The sequence below is a fragment of the Streptomyces sp. NPDC012508 genome (assembly GCF_042902595.1).
In the GTDB taxonomy this organism is placed as follows: domain Bacteria; phylum Actinomycetota; class Actinomycetes; order Streptomycetales; family Streptomycetaceae; genus Streptomyces.
In genome coordinates this window covers 49,440-66,898 of the sequence record NZ_JBIBEO010000007.1, presented here as the reverse complement: position 1 = coordinate 66,898, position 17,459 = coordinate 49,440, and the positions used below count along the sequence as shown (strand labels likewise).

The following is a 17,459-nucleotide window of genomic DNA, read 5'->3' as shown; positions in this document are numbered from 1 at the left end:
TCGCACGATACTTCCGGATTCGTGGGATTCTCATCGTATGACGCCGATCACGGAGGTGGAGGGGCGGCGCCTCCCGCTCAGCAATCTGGAGAAGGTCCTCCACCCCAGCACCGGCACCACCAAGGGCGAGCTGCTGCACTACTACGCCACCGTCGGCACCGCGCTGCTGCCGCATCTGCGTGACCGTCCGGTGTCCTTCCTGCGCTATCCGGACGGCCCCGAGGGTCAGCTCTTCTTCACCAAGAACCCGCCGCCCGGCACGCCCGCCTGGGTGAAGACCACCCCGGTCCCCCGCTCCGACGAGCCGCGCGCACGGCAGGTCATGATCCAGGACCTCGCCTCCCTGATGTGGGCGGCCAACCTGGTCGTGGAGTTCCACACCCCCCAGTGGCGGGCCGGCTCGCAGGCCGTCGCCGACCGCCTCGTCCTCGACCTCGACCCCGGGCCGCCCGCCACCGTCGTGGAGTGCTGCCGGGTGGCCCTCTGGCTGCGCGAGCGGCTGGCGGCGGACGGCCTGGAGGCCTTCGCCAAGACGTCCGGCGCCAAGGGCCTGCACCTGCTCGTACCCCTGGAGCCGACCCCGTCCGACCGGGTCTCGGCGTACGCCAAGGAGCTGGCCGTCCAGGCCGAGGCGGACCACCCGGCGCTCGTCGTCCACCGGATGACGCGGTCCCTCCGCGCGGGGAAGGTCTTCGTCGACTTCAGCCAGAACGCGGCCGCCAAGACCACCGCGACCCCCTACACCCTGCGCGCCCGCCCCCGGCCCACCGTCTCCGCGCCGGTGACCTGGGAGGAGGTCGAGGCGTGCGACGCGCCCGAGCGGCTCGTCCTTCTGATGGACGACATCGCGCCACGTCTGGAGCGGTACGGGGACCTCCTCGGGCCGCTCTTCGACCCGGACCGGGCCGGAGCCCTGCCATGACGGCCGCCCCCGCGACACCCGGGGAGGGCCCCGTCCTGCGGCCCCCGGTCGACGTCATGCGCCCGCGCCCGGCCGACGAGATCCCGGCCCAGGGCAGCACGCCCGGGGGACTGCAGTACACCCTCAAGCTCGACGGATTCCGCGCCCTCGCCTTCGTCCTCGAGGACCGCAGGGTCTTCCTGCAGTCGCGCTCGCACCGGGACCTCTCTCCGGAGTTTCCCGAGATCGCGGCACATCTGGGCGCCCATCTGCCGGCCGGGGTCGTCCTGGACGGGGAGCTGTGCGCGTACCGCGAAGGGCGGCTGAGCTTCACCGATCTGCTCCGCTCGCACACCGACCGCAGACAGGCCGGCGTGCCGGTCTCGTACATCGCCTTCGACGTCCTCGCCCTCCCGGGCCGGGACGTCCGGACACTGCCGCTCGTCGAACGCTGGAAGCTGCTGGGCGTCGCGCTGCGGGACATCGGGCCGCCGGTGCAGCCCGTGCTCGCGACGCTGGACGAGGAGACCGCGCGGGGCTGGTTCCGCGATCTGCGGGCGGTGGGCGTCGAGGGGATCGTGGCGAAGGCGCTGCGCTCGCCGTACCGGGCGGGCGAGACATGGGCCTGGCGGAAGGTGCGGCACGCGGACACCCTCGACGGCACGCTCCTCGGCCTGGTCGGCCCGGTGGACCGGCCGCGCGCGCTGCTCGTCCGCCTCCCCGACGACCGTACGGTGACGACCTCGCCGAAGCTGACTCCTGCGCAGGCCCGCGAGGTCGGCGCGCTGGCCGCGGGCCGGCTCGGGGCTCCGGTGGACGATCCCGAGCACGGTCCGGTGACCCCGCTCGCCGACCCGCTGCGCGTCGAGCTGCGCCAGCAGGCCGGTCGCCACGAGACGGCCCGCTTCCTCCGCGTACGGTCCGACGGATAGGCCGAGCCCAGGGCGACACGCGCGCCGGCTCGCGCCTCCGTACGCCCGTTTCCCCGCGCCCCCCGTCCGCCACTCTCCGTACCGGCGCACGCAACTCCGCGTACCGGTCCCGCAGATGGCGCAAAGCGAGCGGCTCGCGCGCCCTTCAAGGACCGCGTCCGGTCAGCGGGTCCTTGTTCCCGGTGTGGTGGTGCACACTTGCTGCCTGGTACAGCGCTCACGGGGAAGGCGGCGGCCGCATGCTGACGGGGATCGAGGAGGTCGACTGGGCCTCGCTGGGGCATGCCTACGGACCAGCCGACGATGTACCGGGGATGCTGCGCGGACTCGCCTCGCCCGATCCCGGCGAGCGGGAGCTCGCCCTCGACGGGATGTACGGCGCGGTGCACCACCAGGGGGACGTGTACGACTCGACGCTCGCCTGCATCCCCTTCCTGCTCGAACTCGTCGCCGATCCGGAGGTCCAGGACCGGGGCGGCATCGTCGAGTTGCTTACCAGCATCGGCGGGATCGATCTGAGCGGCGAGGAGGAGCTCGACGAACTCGACCCGGACGACGAGGACTTCATCCCCGCGGCGAACTACGCGATGGCCGCCGCCGCGGTCGCCGCGGGCGCCGACGTCTTCCTCGGGCTCGTCGGCGACCCGGACCCCGAGGTGCGGCTCGCCGCCCCCTGCGCGCTCGCCTCGCTGCACCCGGACCCGGCCCGGGTCCTGACCCTGCTGCGGGAGCGGCTGACGGTCGAGCGCGACACGGAGGTGCGGCTCGCGCTGGTGGAGGCCGTCGGGCGGATCGCGCGGCGGCACGAGTCGCTGCGGGACGAGACCGTCGACTGGCTCGGCTGGCTCACCCGCGCGGCCCAGGCGCCCGGCCTGCGGCTCGCGGCGCTCGCGCAGCTGGCCCGGTGCGCGCCGGGCGAAGTTCCGGACGACGTGGTGGAGCGGGTGACGCGGCTGCTCGACGAGGTGCGGACCGCGCCGCCCGAGCCGGTCGCCCCTGAGAGCACCCGGCCGTCCACGCCCACCCTCGTGGGGCAGGTCCGCGAGCTCTTCGAAGAGCGCGCAGGCCGCCCGACGCCGTGGACCGACGAGCTGATGCGCACCCTGCACACCGCGCTCGACGACCGTGTCGAGGACCGGATCGCACTGATCCTCGCCCAGCTGCGCAGCCCGGACCGGTGTCAGCGCGCGGACGCGATCTGGCTGAGCGGCGGTCTGATACGGGTCTGGCGCGGGGGGTACGAGGAGGTGGTGCGGCTGATCGGGACGCAGCTCGCCGACCCGGACCCGCGGCTGCGCGAGGCCGCCACCTCGTTCCTCGAAGGGCTCTTCGAGCTCACCGGCCCCGCGACCGACGCCCTCGCGGCCCGTCTCACCGCCAGGCCCGGACGGCCCGAGCGGCCCGAGTGGGAGGAGTGGGCCGAGCCGGAGTGCCCGTCCGGTGCGGCGGACGTGCGCGGCAGAGCGCTGCTCGCCCTCGCCCGCTCCGGTGACGCCCGGGCCGTACCGCTGCTCGCCCGTGCCCTGGTCGAGCCGGAGGTACGGCGCGACCTGCTGTACGCCGTGCCCACGCTGGGGCCGGCCGCCGCGCCGCTCGCCCCGCTGCTGCGCCGCCGCCTGGCCCGCGTGGACCTGGACGACCGGCTGTACGAGCACGCGGCGCCGCTGCTGCACGCCCTGGCCTCGGTCCGGGGCGTGCAGGCGATGCCCGAGGTGCTGCGGGTGCTGCGCGGGGCGCCGTCGAACCGGCGGGACTGGGTGCAGGAGGCGGCGCTGCGGACGCTGGCCGCGTTCGGGCCCCCGGCGCGGGCGGCGATCCCGGACGCGCGGGCCCTGCTGGAGAGCGAGTCGGCGGCGGTCTCCGCGCAGGCGGCGCTCACGCTCTGGTCGGTGGAGGGTGACCGCGAGGCCGTGCTGCCGACCCTGACGGCCTGGCTGGGCCCGGACGCGACCGCTCCGGACCGGTGCGCGGCGGCCCGGGCGCTGGGGGCGATCGGCCCGGCGGCGGCGAGCAGCGCGCCCGCCCTGCTCCCCGGGCTCGCGGCCCGGGACCTGTGGGTACGGGTGCGCAGCGCGGCGGCTCTGTGGCGGGTGTCCGGGGACGCGGAGTCGGCGCTGCCGGTGCTGCTCGCGGCCTGGGAGGAGAACCGGCACGCGCGCGTGGACATCGCGGAGTGCCTGGCGGAGATGGGGCCGGAGGCGGTGGAGGCGCGGTGGGTGATCCGTACGGAGCTGCTCCGGGTGCGCCGGCACAACGTGCGCGAGAGCGGCTACAGCAGCCATGACGTCCACGAGGACGAGAAGCTGCTGACGTTCTGCCGCGCCGCGCTCGATCGGATCGAGCGGTAGGAATCCGGGGCCGTGAGGCTTCGTCGTGGAACCTACGGGCCGCCGTTGCAGAGCCGCGACAGCGGACATTCGGCTTCGAGCAGGCCGGCTGGTGCACGGGGGCTGTGGCCCCGGACCTGATCGAGGGGGGCCGGTCGGCCGGCTCCGCGCCCGGCTGCGAGGTCCGGAAGATCCATCGGGTCGACAAAAAGGACTTCCCTACGAATAAGGTCTACGGGAAGCAGCGAACCCATCAGCCCCCCCGAGGAGCAGAGTGAGACCGCGCGGACGGCCGCTCGTCGCCGCCCTGGCCCTGGCCGCGGCGGCGCCGCTCGTGCTCTCCGGCTGCGGCGCGGAGGGCGAGCTGAAGAGCGCGGGCGCCACCCCCACCGCCGTCGGACCGGTCCGCCTCTGGCCCGATCTGCCGCCCGCGACCGCCCCGCCGCTCGACTACGGCGAGACCGACACCGAGTCCGTCCCGGGCATCGAGGTCCCCGACAACGACGTCCACCGGGTGGACGCCGTCGCCGTGGTCCGCGCCGAGGTGAACGCCCACCCGGACACGTACTCCGGCGCGGACGGCATGTACCAGGAGACGGCGCGGCAGATCGGCCGGTGCGCGGCGGAGCCCGCGAAGTGCCCGGTCATGAAGCCGTACTACCGCGATCTGACCGGCAACGGCCGTGACGAGCTGATCGTCGGCATCCGGATGCCCGAGCAGCAGGTGGGCGTGCGGGTCTATCTCGCCGAGAACGGCGGGCTCACCCGGATCATGTCCACCGTCGACCAGGTGATCAGCGTGGAGCTGGCGGGCCGTGACCTGATCGTGCGGGCCGCGTCGGCCGGAATCCCGGGGTACGAGTACCGCACGGCCTGGTCCTGGGACGAGCAGCAGGGCGCGATGCTGCCCGCCCGGGACGAGATCGTCCGCGTCAAGCCGCCGGGCCCGTCCGCCTCGCCGGCCCCCGAACCCCGGCTCGTCGAGCCGACGCCCACGCCCGGACCGACCAGCTCCTCCCCCGCGCCCTCCGACACCGACGACGTCTTCGGAGAGGCCCCGTGACCGCGCGCAGGCGGCCCCGCCTGCCCGCCTGGACCGCGACGCTCACCTGGAAGTCGGCGGTCTTCATCACCGTCATGTGCTGCGCCCTGGCGGCCCTGCTCGGCGCTCTCGTCCATGTGTCCGTGTCCGGGCAGACCGAGGACGACTTCCGCGAGCGGGCCCTGACCCGGCTGACCACGGCCTCCCGCGCGTACGAAGCGGGCGACCCGCTCCCCCGCGCCACCGGGATCGACCCCGAGGGCCTGCCCGACGAGCTGCGCGCGCTCGCCCTGACGGGGCAGCGCGGCACGATGGTCGGGGAGTACGAGGACCGGCCCACGATGTGGGCGGCGGGGCCGGCCGACGGCCGTGCCCTGGCCGTCCGGGTGGACTACTCCACGGGCTCGGAGATCATCGACGGCCTCGACCGGTCGATCCTGGGCTCCTCGGTCCTGGCGATCGGGGCGACGCTGCTGGTCGGCGCGTTCGCGGTCACCCGGGTCACGCGGCGGCTGCACCTGACGGCCCAGGTGGCCCGGCGGATCAGCGCGGGCGATCTCGACGCGCGCGTCGACGACCCCCGGACGAAGGACCCCCGACGCCCGCAGGACGAGGTGGCCACGGTCTCCGGCGCGCTCGACACGATGGCCTCCTCGCTCCAGCGCAAGCTCCAGACCGAGCAGCGCTTCACGGCGGACGTGGCGCACGAGCTGCGCACCCCGCTCACCGGTCTGTCGGCCGCCGCCGAACTGCTGCCGGAGGGGCGGCCGTCGGAGCTCGTACGGGACCGGGTGAAGGCGATGCGCGGGCTGACCGAGGACCTGCTGGAGATCTCGCGGCTCGACGCCCGCAACGAGACCGTCGATCTGGCGATCCACGATCTCGGGCCGCTCGCACGCGGGGTGGTGCGGGCCTCCGGGACCGGGACGGAGGTACGGGTCCTCCGGGACGCTACGGTCGAGACGGACCGGCGGCGCCTGGAGCGGGTGCTCGGCAATCTGGTCGCCAACGCGCACCGGCACGGCGCCCCGCCGGTCGTCCTGACCGTGGACGGCGCCGTCGTCACGGTGCGGGACCACGGCACCGGGTACCCGGAGTACCTGCTGGCGTCCGGGCCGCAGCGGTTCCGGACCGAGAGCGGCGGCAAGGGGCACGGCCTCGGGCTCACGATCGCGGTCGGCCAGGCCGAAGTGATCGGCGCGGAGCTGGTCTTCGGCAACGCGCCGGACGGCGGCGCCGAGGCGCGGCTGACGCTGCCGGAGTACGTGCGGTTCACCGGCCCCTGACGGCACACCGTCACACATAAGGGATATAAGCCATATCGCTTGCTACGTTGCGGACCATGACCGCAACGACGGCGGACGCTCCCCCGCCCGGGCTACGCATCCCGAAGCGCCGCGGCGTGGAACTCTCCCTCCTCGTCTGCGCCGTCCTCATCTCCGTCCTCGGCTACGCGGGCGTCGGCCTGGCCAGGAGCGGCGCCGTCCCGCCGGACGCCCTCCGCTACGGCGCCGGTCTGGGCACGCTCGCGCTCCTCGCCCATCTCGCCGTACGGTTCCGCGCTCCGTACGCGGATCCGCTGCTGCTGCCCATCGGCGTGCTCCTCAACGGCCTCGGCCTGGTGCTGATCTACCGGCTCGACCTGGAGACGCCGAAGGACCAGGCGGCCTTCACGCAGCTGGTCTGGTCGGCGCTCGGGGTGGGGCTCTTCGGCGCCGTCGTGGTGCTGCTGCGCGACCACCGGGTGCTCCAGCGGTACGCGTACCTGTCGATGGCCAGCGCCCTCTTCCTGATGCTGGTGCCGATCCTCTTCCCGGCGGTGAACGGGGCCAAGATCTGGATCCGGATCGGCGGACTCTCCTTCCAGCCGGGCGAGTTCGCCAAGATCCTGCTCGCGGTCTTCTTCGCCGCCTACCTGGCCGCCAACCGCAACGCGCTGGCGTACACCGGCCGCAGGATCTGGCGTCTCCAGCTCCCCACCGGCCGGGTGCTCGGGCCGATCGTGGCGATCTGGGTGCTGAGCGTGGGCGTGCTGATCCTGGAGCGGGACCTCGGCACCTCACTGCTCTTCTTCGGACTCTTCGTGATCATGCTGTACGTCGCGACGGGCCGGACCGGCTGGATCGCCGTCGGGCTGCTCCTGGCGGGCGTCGGGGCGTTCGCGGTCGGCTCGCTCGAACCCCATGTCCACAGCCGCGTCGAGGACTGGCTGAACCCCTACGCCTCCATCGAGGCGGGTGACGGGCCGAGCCAGCTCGCACAGTCGCTGTTCTCCTTCGCCGCGGGCGGGATGCTCGGCACCGGGCTCGGCCTCGGACACTCCATCCTGATCGGCTTCGCCGCCAAGTCCGACTTCATCCTGGCGACGGCGGGCGAGGAGCTCGGACTGGCCGGTCTCACCGCCCTGTTCCTGCTGTACGCGCTGCTCGTCGCGCGCGGGTACCGGGCCGGGCTCGCCCTGCGCGACCCCTTCGGGCGACTGCTCGCGATCGGCCTCGCCTCGATCCTGGCGCTCCAGGTCTTCGTCATCGCCGGCGGGGTGATGGGCCTGATCCCGCTGACCGGCATGGCGATGCCGTTCCTGGCGCAGGGCGGCTCGTCCGTCGTCACCAACTGGATCATCGTGGCGCTGCTGATCCGGGTCAGCGACTCGGCCCGCGCACCGCTCCCCGACACGGTCGAGCCCGGTGTCATCGCGCCGGTAGCGGAGGACGCGCGGTGATCCCGTACATCCGGCGGGCGGCCGCGCTCTGCCTGATCCTGCTGGCGGCGCTGCTGGTCAACGCGGCGCGGGTGATGATCTTCCAGGCGGACTCGCTGGACGCGAACCCGGCCAACCGGCGGGTGGCGATCACCCGCTGGGGCGAGCCCCGGGGCGAGATCGTGGTCGAGGGCCGTCCGGTGACCGGCTCACGGGACAGCGGCCAGCAGCTGCGCTACGAACGGACGTACAAGCAAGGCCCGTTGTACGCGCCGGTGACCGGCTACGCCTCGCAGACGTACGGCACGACACTCGTCGAGCACGCCGAGGACGACATCCTCGCCGGGACGAGCGCGCTGCTCGCCCCGCTGCCGTTCTGGAACGATGTCAGCCGGGGGCGGCTGCCGGGCGGCGACGTGGTGACGACGGTCCGGGCGTCGATGCAGGAGGCCGCGTACCGGGGGCTCGGCGGGAAGCGGGGCGCGGTGGCGGCGATCGAGCCGTCGAGCGGGCGGATCCTGGCGCTGGTCTCCTCGCCCTCGTACGATCCGGCGCTGCTGTCCGGGACGGGGGCCGCGGTCAAGGGGGCCTGGGCCCGGCTGAACACCTCGCCGAACCAGCCGATGCTGAACCGGGCGATCCGGCAGACCTATCCGCCCGGCTCCACGTTCAAGATGGTGACGGCGGCGGCCGCGCTGGACGCGGGCGTGGTGACGGACGTCGACGCGCCGACGGACACCCCGGACCCGTTCGTCCTGCCGGGGACGCGGCAGGTGCTGCCGAACGAGGCGAAGGGGTGCGGGAACGCCTCGCTCGCGTACGCGATCCAGTGGTCGTGCAACACGGTGATGGCGGGGCTCGGGGTGGAGGTGGGGCTCTCCGGGATGGTAGACACGGCGGAGAAGTTCGGCTTCAACGACACGGGTCTTACGATCCCGTCCTGGGTCGCGAAGTCCGGCTTCGACCGGGAGATGAGCGACGACCAGCTGGCCCTGTCGTCCATCGGCCAGTTCGACACGACGGCCACGCCGCTGCAGATGGCGCTGGTGGCGGCGGCGATCGCCAACAACGGGGAGATCGCCCACCCGTACCTGGTGGAGCGGACGACGACGGCCGGCGGTACTACGGTCGACACGACGGGCCGGCGCAGCTACCGCCAGGCGATGCGCCCCTCGACCGCGAACCGGTTGCAGCGGCTGATGGTCAAGGCGGTCGAGGAGGGCACGGGCACCAACGCGGCGATCCCGGGGGCGACGGTCGGCGGCAAGACCGGCACGGCCCAGCACGGCCTGGGCAACACGGGTACTCCGTACGCCTGGTTCATCGCCTGGGCGCAGGCGGCGGACGCGGCCCAGCCCGCGGTGGCGGTCGCGGTCGTCGTGGAGGACGCGGAGGCCAGGCGTACGGAGATCAGCGGCGGCGGCAGCGCGGCGCCGATCGCCCGGGCGGTGATGGAGGAGGCGCTGGCCGCGCGCCCGGGAGGCTAGCCGATCGGCTTGCGGATCTCCGCGCGGACCTTGGCCGTGGTCTCGGCGAGTGCGGCCAGGTCGATGTCCTTCGGGTCGGCGGTCGCCGACTCGGGGGTGACGAGGGCGACAGCGGCCGCGGTGTTGTCGTCGCCCCAGGCGCACATGGGGAGCGTCGTCGTGGCGAGGGCGTCCTTCGACGTGGTGACCTGACAGCTGATGGTCACCCCGTACCCGGCGGGGGTGAACTCCTTGGGCCGGACGGCGAGCGTGGAGCCCTTCTCCGTGGCGGCGCCCTTGAGGATGGACGAACGGGTGGACTCGGCGTTCATGATGCGCCCGTGCATGCCGGAGACGACAAGGGCGGAGCCGTCCTCGCCGCTGTACTGCCCGACCGCCGCCTTGGCGTCCTTCACGGTGAGATCAGGGGTGTCCTCGATCTCCTTGCCCTCGGTCTCGGAGAGGTCGGAGACCAGCGTGTACTCGCCGGCGAGGAGCGACTTAGGGACGACGAGCTTGTGCGTCGCCTCGGGGAAGGCGCCGCTGACACCGGAGAGCGCGGACTTCACCCCGAACCCGAGACCGGCGACCAGGACCAGCGAGCCGAGCACGATGGCGACGATCGCCCCCGCCGAGAGCCCCTTCTTCGGCGGCGGCCCCATGGGCGGCTGCCCCCACGCTCCGGCGCCCGGCCCGTGGTACTGCGGCGGAACACCCTGCTGGGGAACACCGTGGGGAGGGAAGCCCTGCGGGGGAGCGCCCTGCGCGGGGACACCCTGCGCGGGATACCCCTGCGGAGCCCCGAACGCGCCGGGCTGCTGCGGGGGCGGCACGGGCCCGCCGTACGGGTGGTGGGGCGGCTGGCTCGGCGATGGCGGCATGGTCATGTCGGGCACGCTACGGGACGCGTATGAACCCCCGGGGCCCGGGGCCGCCCCTGCGTCTATCCCTCCGCCGCGCCCGCGCCCTGCGCGATGGCCTCCTCGACCTCCGCCACCCGCTCCCCCTCCTCCGTCGCGAACCGCTCGCGGTCCAGCGCCTCCGCGATCTCCTCGTCCTGGGTCATCAGGAGGTCCAGGTTCGAGTCGCCGAGGTCGAAGACGCCCATGTCCAGGTAGGCCTTCTGAAGGCGTTCGCCCCAGAGGCCGATGTCCTTCACGCACGGGACGATCCGGCTGAACAGCAGCTTGCGGAAGAGGTGCAGGAACTCGCTCTGCTCACTGAGTTCCTCCGCCTCCTTCCTCCCGATGCCGAAGTTCTCCAGGACCTCGACCCCGCGCAGCCGGTCCCGCATCAGATAGCAGCCCTCGATCACGAACTCCTCGCGCTCGCGCAGTTCCGCGTCCGACAGCTGCTTGTAGTAGTCGCGCAGCGCCATCCGGCCGAAGGCCACGTGCCGGGCCTCGTCCTGCATCACGTACGCCAGGATCTGCTTCGGGAGCGGCTTGTCCGTCGTGTCGCGGATCATGCCGAACGCGGCCAGCGCCAGGCCCTCGATGAGGACCTGCATGCCGAGGTACGGCATGTCCCAGCGCGCGTCGCGCAGGGTGTCGCCCAGCAGGCCCTGGAGGTTGTCGTTGATCGGGTAGAGCATCCCGATCTTCTCGTGCAGGAAGCGTCCGTAGACCTCGGCGTGCCGTGCCTCGTCCATCGTCTGCGTCGCCGAGTAGAACTTGGCGTCCAGGTCGGGGACGGACTCGACGATCCGCGCGGCGCAGATCATCGCGCCCTGCTCGCCGTGGAGGAACTGGCTGAACTGCCAGGAGGCGTAGTGCCGGCGGAGCTCGGCCTTGTCCTTCTCGGTCATCTTCGCCCAGTGGCGCGTGCCGTAGAGGGTGAGGACGTCGTCGGGGGTGCCGAGGGGGTCGTACGGGTCCACCTCCAGCTCCCAGTCGATGCGCTTGGAGCCGTCCCACTGCTTGTCCTTGCCCTTCTGGTAGAGGGCGAGGAGGCGTTGGCGGCCGTCGTCGTACTCCCACATGAAGCGCGCCGAACCGGTGGCCGGGACCTGCCAGATGGGCTCTTCCGTGGCTTTCGTGTAGAGGTCGTGCGTCGACACTGACGACTCCTTGCTCTCACGTGGACGGGGTCCTCCGGGCAGGCTGACACCTTGGTAGACATCGAGTCAACAAGTCGCGCGCAAGGGATTGACGCACTTACTGACGGGCAGTCTCATAAAGGCGACCGCCGGTAACCGGTAACCCGACCGCGAGCACAGCGAGGTGTCTCACCGTCATGACCCCCCGTACCGAGCAGGACTTCACGCTCCTCCGGGACGCACTCGGCCCGCTCCGCGACCGGGAACAGGTCGCCGCGCGGCTGCTGGAGTCCTCCCTCAAGCACTCCTTCGACCCCGAGACCGAACTCGACTGGGCCGCGCCCCTCGATGACGGCAAGTGGTTCTGGCCGCCCGAGCTGGTCTCGCTCTACGACACCCCGATGTGGCGGCGGATGTCCGAGGAGCAGCGGATGGACCTCGCCCGGCACGAGGCCGCCTCGCTCGCCTCGCTCGGCATCTGGTTCGAGATCATCCTGATGCAGCTGCTCGTCCGGCACATCTACGACAAGTCCCTCACGAGCGACCACGTCCGCTACGCGCTCACCGAGATCGCCGACGAGTGCCGGCACTCGATGATGTTCGCCCGGATGATCCAGAAGGGCGGCGCGCCCGCCTACCCCGTGCCGCGGGTCTACCACAATCTCGCCCGCGTCCTGAAGACCGTCTCGACCACGCCCGGGTCCTTCGCCGCCACCCTCCTCGGCGAGGAGATCCTGGACTGGATGCAGCGGCTGACGTTCCCGGACGAGCGGGTGCAGACGCTGGTACGGGGCGTGACCCGCATCCATGTCGTCGAGGAGGCACGGCATGTGCGCTACGCCCGCGAGGAGCTGCGGCGCCAGATGGTGACCGCGCCGCGCTGGGAGCAGGAGTTCACCCGGCTCAGCTGCGGCGAGGCGGCCCGGGTCTTCTCCACCTGCTTCGTCAACCCCAAGGTCTACGACAACGTGGGCCTGGACCGCCGTGAGGCGGTCGCCCAGGTCAGGGCGAGCGGCCACCGCCGGGAGGTCATGCAGACGGGCGCCCGACGGCTGACCGACTTCCTCGACGACATCGGGGTGCTGCGGGGGCCGGGCCGGCGGCTGTGGAAGGCCTCGGGGCTGCTGGCGTGAGCACCGGCCCGCGCGGGAACGGCCCGCGCGTGAACGCCGGCCCGCGCGTGAACGCGGCCTCCTGGGGGGCGGCCGTGGGGGGCCGCCGCTGCGCGTCACCTCACGGAGCTACCCTGCCAGGCATGACCAGTGCCGCCTCGCCCGCGTACCGCCGGCTCAGCGTCGAGGAGCGACGGGTGCAGCTCCTCGCCGCCGCCCTGACGCTCTTCGCGCACCGGGCGCCCGACGAGGTCTCCCTCGACGACGTCGCCGAGGCGGCGGGCGTCTCGCGGCCGCTCGTCTACCGCTACTTCCCCGGCGGCAAACCGCAGCTCTACGAGGCGGCCCTGCGCTCCTCCGCCGACGAGCTGGAGCTCTGCTTCGCCGAGCCGTCGGCCGGCCCGCCGACCGAGCGGCTCGCCCGGGTCCTCGACCGCTATCTGGCCTTCGTCGACGAGCACGACGCCGGGTTCAGCGCCCTTCTCCGGGGCGGCAGCGTCGCCGAGACCTCCCGGACCACCGCGATCGTCGACGAGGTGCGGCGCGCCGCGGCGGAGCAGATCCTCGTCCACCTGGGCGTGGACCGGCCCGGACCCCGGCTGCGGATGATGGTCCGCACCTGGATCGCGGCGGTGGAGGCGGCCTCGCTGATCTGGCTCGACGAGGAGAAGCAGCCACCGGCCCGGGAGCTGCGGGACTGGCTGGTCGACCATCTGGTGGCCCTGCTCGCGGCCACGGCGGCGAGCGACGAGGAGACGGCGTCGGTCGTCTCCCTGCTCCTCGCACAGGAGACGGCCGAGGGGCCGGTCGGCGAACTGGCGCGGCGGGTGACCCCCGTGGTGAGCGCGGCGGCACACCTCGTATGAGACTGGTCCCGTGAGAAGCGAGAACACCCCTTTCCGCGGCGGCCCCCTGGACGGCCGGGTCCTGCCCGTCCTCGTCGGACACACGGGACACCCGCCGAAGTGGTACGAGGTGCCGGTACCCGACGCGGACGGCGGACCCCCGACGGTCCACGCCTACCGCCGCGAACCCGCCGGACACACCAAGCGGCTCGGGATCCAGCGCGGCTGGGTCTACGAGTACGTCCCCGAGGGCCGCGAGCGGCAGCAGCTGAAGTGGCCGTGGTCCAAGCCGAACGGGTGAGGCGATTGGGCCGATTCGCCCCTTTGTGAGCTCATCGGACCACTCTGTCCCTCCATCATCGCGGTGGAGGTGATGATGTGTCAGGAAAGCTGCTGCGCACGGTCTGCACGGGGGTGCTCGCCACGACGACCGCGCTGGCGGGGGTCCCGGTCGCCACGGCGGACGACCCGGCGGACACCGGGGTGGAGACGCCGGTGGGGACAGCCGTGGAGACGCCGGCGAAAGCCCCGGCCGAGGAGGCGGCCGATACCGGCGGCACCGAGGCCCCCACCGCGGCTACCGCCCCCACCGCCGCCACCGATTCCGCCGACGGCACGCCCCTCGACGACGCCGCCGAACTCCCGCCCTCCGGGGGCGACTCCGTCGCGGCGCTCCTCAGGCGGCTGCAGACCCTCTACCGCCAGGCCGAGCAGGCCACCGAGGCCTTCAACGCCACCGACGAGGCGCTGCGCCTCCAGACCGCCGACACCAAGAAGGTCACGGCCGCCCTCACCCAGGCCCGCGAGCGCCTCGCCCAGGGGCGCAACGCGGCCGGGCGGCTGGCCAGGGAGCAGTACCAGGGGCGGGCCACGACCTCGGCCTTCTCCTCGTACCTGCGGCTGCTGCTCGCCGACGACCCCCAGCACGCCCTGGACCAGGGTCATCTGATGGACCGAGCGGCCCGCGACCGGGCGACCACCGTGTCCCGGCTCACCCGGGCCGAGAAGAAGGCCGACGAGCTCGCGAGCACCTCCCGCAAGGCCCTGGACCGGCAGCAGACGCTCACCGCGCGGCGGATGAAGCAGCGCGACGACGTGCGGCGGCGGCTCGCGGAGGTCCAGACGCTCCTCGCCTCGCTCCCCGCCGAGCAGCTCACCCGGCTGACCGAACTGGAGCGGACGCAGACGGCGGGGGCACAGCGTGAACTCCTCGACTCCGGCGTCCTGGACGGCGCCCGGACGCCGTCACGGGAGGGCGGCGAGGCCCTGCGGTTCGCGGTGGAGCAGATCGGCAAGCCGTACGTGTGGGGCGCCGAGGGGCCGGACTCGTACGACTGCTCGGGGCTGACGTCCCAGGCGTGGTCGAGCGCCGGCCGGGAGATCCCGCGCACCAGCCAGGAGCAGTGGCGGACCCTCCCGAGGGTGGAGCTGCGCGAGCTGCGCCCCGGCGACCTGGTGGTCTACTTCCCCGAAGCCACGCATGTGGCGATCTACCTCGGCCACGGCCTGGTGGTCCAGGCCCCCCGCCCCGGCGCCAAGGTCAAGGTGTCCCCCATCGCCGCCAACCCGCTCCTGGGGGCGGTCCGTCCGGACCCGGGCGGCGAGTCCCTGGAGTCGTACACGCCGCCCGAACTCCCGGCCGGGGCCAGGGAGGGGACGGACGAGGGGTTCGATCAGGGGCACGCCTGAGCGTCGACGCGGGCGTCAAGGAGGCGCAGACCGCGGGCTCGCAGCCCCTCGGCACACGCCGCTCGCACGCGACGATCACGGCGAAGACGAAGGCGCACGTCGCGCAGAACACCATGACGCTGTCCACGCCGACGCTGCCGGCCGGCGGTCGGCACCGGCTGGCAGATCTACAACTTGATGGTGGCGCCGGGCGACCTGAACTCGGACGGCAAAGCCGACCTGGTGGCGCGGGACACCTCGGGCGTCCTCTGGTACTACCAGGGCACGGGCGTCGCGGCGAAGCCGTACGCGGCGCGCGTGAAGGTCGGCGGCGGCCGGCAGAAGTTCAACCTGCTGTTCCAGCCGGCCCCGAAGCGGGTACGGCAACGGCCTCCGTCCTTTGGGGACGGAGGCCGTTGTCCTGTCGGCCCTGTCCAGGAGCACCCATGCCAGCGCCCCGCCGTCCTGTCCCCCGGCTCACCCGGCCGGCGGCGCCGCCGTCGCACGTCTGGTACGCCTCGTACGGCTCCAACATGCACATCGCGCGGCTGCTCCACTACATCACCGGGGGCCGTCCCCCTGGCTCCGCCCGGACGTACCCCGGCTGCCGGGACCGGAAGCCTCCGGCGCGGTCCGTGCCGCTCGTCCTCCCGGGGGCGGTGTACTTCGCCACGGAGTCGGCCGTCTGGACCGGTGGCCGCGGCTTCTACGATCCGGAGGCCCGGGGCCCTGCCTTCGCACGCGCCCATCTGATCACCGCGGGCCAGTTCTCCGACATCGCGGCCCAGGAGATGTACCGGGAGCCGGGGAACGACCTGGACCTGACCGAGGCCCTCACCCAGGGCCGCTCCGCCCTCGGGCCGGGGCGGTACGAGACGCTCGTCTGCCCCGGCACGCTCGACGGCGTCCCGGTCCTGACCTTCACCGCCCCGTGGCGGATGACCGACGTGGCGCTGCGCGAGCCGTCCGCGCCCTACGTCCAGCACCTGGCGGCCGGACTGAACGAGTCCGGTGCGTGGCAGCCCGCCGAGATCGCCGCCTACCTGGGCACCTGCCCAGGGGCGGCGGGCCATTGGACGGCCGAGGACGTCCTGGCCCTGATCGACCCGGACTGACCACCACGCCCCGGCAGCCCCGCTCCGGACCCCTTCGACAGCAGGCGGCAGCCCCTCAGCCCTGAGCGACCGAGGCCAGGTACGCGGACGTCTTCTCGGGGTCGAAGAAGAAGTTCTCGAAGTCGGCCGGGTCGTTGAAGCCGTTCGCGAAGCGGTCGGCCACCGGCTGGAGGCCGCCGGCCGCGCCGATCAGGTTGAGGACGTGCTCCGGCGGGACGCCGAGCATCGCGTTCGTCCACTTGGTGACGTGCTGGGCCGTGTCCCAGTAGCGGTCGAACGTGGACTGCATCCACTCCTCGTCGAACGGCTTGTCACCCTGCTCGACGATCGACGCCAGGTAGGCGGCGGCGCACTTGGAGGCCGAGTTCGAGCCCTGGCCGGTGATCGGGTCGTTGGCGACGACGACGTCCGCGACGCCCAGGACCAGACCGCCGCCGGGGAGACGGCCGATCGGGTTGCGGACGGTCGGGGCGTAGCGGCCCGCGAGGGTGCCGTTGGCGTCGGTCAGCTCGACCTTCGTCGCCCGCGCGTACTCCCAGGGCGTGAACTTCTCCATCAGCTCCAGGGTCAGCGACAGGTGCTCCGCCGGGTCCTTGACGCCCTGGAAGACGTCGAGCGGACCGCCGGGGATGCCCTCCCAGAAGAGAATGTCCGCGCGGCCGGAGGTGGTCAGGGTCGGCATGACGAAGAGCTCGCCGACGCCGGGGACCAGGTTGCAGCGCACGGCGTCGAAGTCCGGGTGCTCGGGGCGCGGGCCGAGACCGTGGACGTACGCGACGGCCAGCGCGCGCTGCGGCTCGCTGTACGGGGAACGGGCGGCGTCCCGGCCGAACATGGAGACCAGCTCGCCCTTGCCCGCGGAGACCAGCACCAGGTCGTACGTACGGGAGAAGAAGTCCAGGTCGGAGACTGCCGCGCCATGGATGACGAGCTGGCCGCCGCGCTGGGCGAAGGTCTCCATCCAGCCGGCCATCTTCACGCGCTGGTCGACGGACTGCGCGTAGCCGTCCAGCTTCCCGACCCAGTCGACGGCCCGGCTCGCGTCCGGCGCGGTGACGGAGACACCGAGGCCCTCGATCCGGGGGGCCTGGGACTCCCAGAAGTTGATGCCGAGGTCACGCTCGTGCTGGAGCGCGGTGTCGAACATGCACTGCGTGGACATGACCCGGCCGGACCGGATCTCGTCCGCCGTGCGGTTGGACATGAGGGTGACTTCGTACCCCTGCGACTGGAGTCCGAGGGCAAGCTGGAGACCGGACTGACCGGCTCCGACGATGAGTATCTTCCGCATGGCGGGTGTTCCTATCGAATC

The 17,459-nt window shown here is 72.9% G+C and carries 15 protein-coding genes; 12 read left to right on the top strand and 3 right to left on the bottom strand.

What is annotated here, in order from left to right; all coding sequences use genetic code 11:
• The first annotated feature begins 37 nt into the window (after nucleotides 1-37).
• The 7 genes from ligD (at nucleotide 38) to ACFY8U_RS23910 (ending at nucleotide 9,390) form a co-directional block, all read left to right on the top strand.
• Nucleotides 38-922: a non-homologous end-joining DNA ligase gene (gene ligD, locus ACFY8U_RS23940; RefSeq protein WP_389573411.1), complete on the top strand. Its 885-nt coding sequence runs from the start codon at nucleotides 38-40 to the stop codon at nucleotides 920-922.
• Nucleotides 919-1,833, top strand: a complete 915-nt coding sequence (locus ACFY8U_RS23935) for a DNA ligase (protein ID WP_389573409.1) — start codon at nucleotides 919-921, stop codon at nucleotides 1,831-1,833. The genes ligD and ACFY8U_RS23935 overlap by 4 nt, the downstream gene beginning before the upstream one ends.
• A 239-nt stretch (nucleotides 1,834-2,072) precedes the next feature.
• Nucleotides 2,073-4,181 carry a HEAT repeat domain-containing protein gene (locus ACFY8U_RS23930; protein ID WP_389573406.1) on the top strand — a complete coding sequence of 703 codons (2,109 nt, stop codon included), beginning with the start codon at nucleotides 2,073-2,075 and terminating at the stop codon, nucleotides 4,179-4,181.
• Nucleotides 4,182-4,434: 253 nt separating this feature from the next.
• Entirely contained in the window at nucleotides 4,435-5,223 is a 789-nt protein-coding gene (locus ACFY8U_RS23925; RefSeq protein WP_389573404.1) for a hypothetical protein, read from the top strand.
• A complete protein-coding gene (locus ACFY8U_RS23920) occupies nucleotides 5,220-6,488 on the top strand; it encodes an ATP-binding protein (protein WP_389573402.1) in 1,269 nt (422 codons plus the stop codon). Before ACFY8U_RS23925 ends, ACFY8U_RS23920 begins: the two co-directional genes overlap by 4 nt.
• Before the next feature lie 56 nt (nucleotides 6,489-6,544).
• Complete coding sequence (locus ACFY8U_RS23915; RefSeq protein WP_389573400.1) at nucleotides 6,545-7,924, top strand: FtsW/RodA/SpoVE family cell cycle protein; 1,380 nt, start codon at nucleotides 6,545-6,547, stop codon at nucleotides 7,922-7,924.
• On the top strand, nucleotides 7,921-9,390 hold the full coding sequence (locus ACFY8U_RS23910) for a penicillin-binding transpeptidase domain-containing protein (protein WP_389573398.1): 1,470 nt from the start codon (nucleotides 7,921-7,923) through the stop codon (nucleotides 9,388-9,390). Before ACFY8U_RS23915 ends, ACFY8U_RS23910 begins: the two co-directional genes overlap by 4 nt.
• Here ACFY8U_RS23910 and ACFY8U_RS23905 read toward each other — a convergent pair.
• Both ACFY8U_RS23905 and ACFY8U_RS23900 read right to left on the bottom strand, forming a co-directional pair.
• Nucleotides 9,387-10,256: a hypothetical protein gene (locus tag ACFY8U_RS23905; RefSeq protein WP_389573395.1), complete on the bottom strand. Its 870-nt coding sequence runs from the start codon at nucleotides 10,254-10,256 to the stop codon at nucleotides 9,387-9,389. The genes ACFY8U_RS23910 and ACFY8U_RS23905 overlap by 4 nt on opposite strands.
• A 56-nt stretch (nucleotides 10,257-10,312) precedes the next feature.
• Nucleotides 10,313-11,428, bottom strand: coding sequence for a ferritin-like domain-containing protein (locus tag ACFY8U_RS23900; protein WP_389573393.1), 1,116 nt, complete (start codon nucleotides 11,426-11,428; stop codon nucleotides 10,313-10,315).
• A gap of 176 nt (nucleotides 11,429-11,604) precedes the next feature.
• On the opposite strand from ACFY8U_RS23900, the gene ACFY8U_RS23895 reads away from it, so the two are divergent.
• The 5 genes from ACFY8U_RS23895 (at nucleotide 11,605) to ACFY8U_RS23875 (ending at nucleotide 16,147) form a co-directional block, all read left to right on the top strand.
• Entirely contained in the window at nucleotides 11,605-12,540 is a 936-nt protein-coding gene (locus tag ACFY8U_RS23895) for a diiron oxygenase (RefSeq protein WP_389573390.1), read from the top strand.
• Between the two features lie 122 nt (nucleotides 12,541-12,662).
• Nucleotides 12,663-13,385 carry a TetR/AcrR family transcriptional regulator gene (locus ACFY8U_RS23890; RefSeq protein ID WP_389573387.1) on the top strand — a complete coding sequence of 241 codons (723 nt, stop codon included), beginning with the start codon at nucleotides 12,663-12,665 and terminating at the stop codon, nucleotides 13,383-13,385.
• A gap of 10 nt (nucleotides 13,386-13,395) precedes the next feature.
• Entirely contained in the window at nucleotides 13,396-13,665 is a 270-nt protein-coding gene (locus ACFY8U_RS23885) for a hypothetical protein (protein ID WP_361434764.1), read from the top strand.
• 77 nt (nucleotides 13,666-13,742) lie between these two features.
• Entirely contained in the window at nucleotides 13,743-15,053 is a 1,311-nt protein-coding gene (locus tag ACFY8U_RS23880; protein WP_389573384.1) for an NlpC/P60 family protein, read from the top strand.
• Between the two features lie 425 nt (nucleotides 15,054-15,478).
• Complete coding sequence (locus ACFY8U_RS23875; RefSeq protein WP_389573381.1) at nucleotides 15,479-16,147, top strand: histone deacetylase; 669 nt, start codon at nucleotides 15,479-15,481, stop codon at nucleotides 16,145-16,147.
• A gap of 55 nt (nucleotides 16,148-16,202) precedes the next feature.
• On the opposite strand, the gene ACFY8U_RS23870 is transcribed toward ACFY8U_RS23875, so the two are convergent.
• Complete coding sequence (locus ACFY8U_RS23870; RefSeq protein WP_361760210.1) at nucleotides 16,203-17,438, bottom strand: styrene monooxygenase/indole monooxygenase family protein; 1,236 nt, start codon at nucleotides 17,436-17,438, stop codon at nucleotides 16,203-16,205.
• Between the last annotated feature and the right edge of the window lie 21 nt (nucleotides 17,439-17,459).